Source organism: Inquilinus sp. (assembly GCF_057815775.1).
In genome coordinates this window covers 1-1693 of the sequence record NZ_JBYRFX010000233.1, presented here as the reverse complement: position 1 = coordinate 1693, position 1693 = coordinate 1, and the positions used below count along the sequence as shown (strand labels likewise).

Genomic DNA, 1693 nt, shown 5'->3' with positions numbered 1-1693 from the left:
GTGCCGTTGACCCCGGCCAGCACGGGGGTCTTCTTCACCACCGGCAGCACCTCGCGTGCCATCTCGACCACGATCTCATTGGCGTTGCCATAGGCCAGCAGGCCGGCCAGCGAGCCGCGGCCGGCCATGCGGTAGCGGCCGGAATTGTAGATCACGATCAGGTCGATGCCGCCGGCTTCCTCGCATTTGGCGGACAGGCCGGTGCCGGCACCGCCGCCGACGATCGGCTCGCGCCGCTCGACCATGCCGCGGAATTTCGCCAGGAGATCGGCGCGGGCGAAACGGGTCATGCCAGGTGTCCTCGAACCACAGTCAATGGGTGGCGATCGCCCGGAACTCGCGCACCAGGGCGGCGGCGAATTCGGGGGCGTTGATGGCGTGGGGCAGGCGGAGCAGGCGGCGGTTCGGGGTCTGCCGCACCGTCGCCTCCAGCGCCTGGAACAGCGCCGCATCGGCATCGGGGTCGTGGAAGGGCAGGCCGGGCGCGTCGATCAGCGACACGCCGCCCTCCGGGATCAGGAAGCGGACCGGACCGTCCATCCGGTTCAGCTTCGCGCCGATCCAGCGGCCCATCTCGGCATTCTCCGCCGCCGTGGTCCGCATCAGCGTCACCTGCGGGTTGTGGATGTAGAGAGTGCGGTCGCGGTACCGCTCCGGCACCGTTTCCTTCGCCCCGAAATTCACCATGTCCAGCGCGCCGCAGGAGGCGACATAGGGGATGCGGGTGCGGATGATGCTGTCGAACCGGTCCTCGCCGCAGGGGAACACGCCGCCGAACAGCAGGTCGCAGACCTCGGTGGTGGTGATGTCGATGGCGCCGCCGATCAGGCCGGATTCGACCAGCTTCTCCATCGACTGGCCGCCGGTGCCGGTGGCGTGGAACACCATGCAGTCGTAATCGGCCTCCAAGGCCTTGCTGACCTGTTCGACGCAGGGGGTGGTGACGCCGAACATGGTCAGGCCCAGCGCCGGCTTGTCGGCGTCGCTCCGTGGCACCGGATGCGCCACCATCCCGGCCAGCGCGTGGGCGGCGTTGCCCAGCACGGCGCGGGAGATGCGGTTGATGCCGGCCACATCGGTCACCGAATACATCATCATGATATCCGCCGGCCCGACATAGGGCGCGACGTTGCCGGAGGCGACGGTCGAGACCATGATCTTGGGCACGCCGACCGGCAGGTCGCGCATCGCCGGGGTGATCAGCGCCGTGCCGCCGGACCCGCCCAGGCCGATGACGCCGCCGATATCCGGCCGGCTGGCCAGGAAGCCGCGCAGCGCCTGGGCCATGGCGGCGACCGCCTGGCCGCGATCGTCGCTGAACACCGCCTCGGGTCCGTCGGGATGATGCCGCGCCACCTCCTGCGCCGACACGTCGGGGCGCGGGACGTCGGCGGCGATCTCGCCCGGCCGGGTGCCGACATCGACCAGCACCGCCTCGACCCCGCGGGCCTCGATCAGCGCCTGGACATGGGCCAGCTCGCGCCCCTTGGTGTCGCAGGTCCCGACGACATAGGCCTTCATGGCACGTCCTTCCCCCCGATGGCTCCCCTGACGGCGGCCCCCCAAACGGGGTTGGCTGGCCGCCATGCCGATTCTTGTCTCCGTTTGTCGCGCCGCCACGGGGGCGGGCGCAAGGGGTCGCAGGGAGGAGATGCGCTTGCCGCTTCTTTCGTCCGACAATCCGGGTCTATGC

At 70.1% G+C, this 1693-nt stretch carries 2 protein-coding genes; both read right to left on the bottom strand.

Annotated elements, in window-relative coordinates:
* Window positions 1–290 (bottom strand): phosphoenolpyruvate hydrolase family protein (locus AC3XYG_RS08460; protein ID WP_489139376.1); only part of this gene is annotated, 290 nt, incomplete at its 3' end.
* A 22-nt stretch (window positions 291–312) separates the two neighbouring features.
* Window positions 313–1521: a Tm-1-like ATP-binding domain-containing protein gene (locus AC3XYG_RS08455; protein WP_489139375.1), complete on the bottom strand. Its 1209-nt coding sequence runs from the start codon at window positions 1519–1521 to the stop codon at window positions 313–315.
* Window positions 1522–1693 lie beyond the last annotated feature (172 nt).

Excerpts from the sequence above, each read along its gene's own strand:
- AC3XYG_RS08455 (WP_489139375.1), bottom strand. The coding sequence starts at position 1,521 with ATGAAGGCCTATGTCGTCGGGACCTGCGACACCAAGGGGCGCGAGCTG.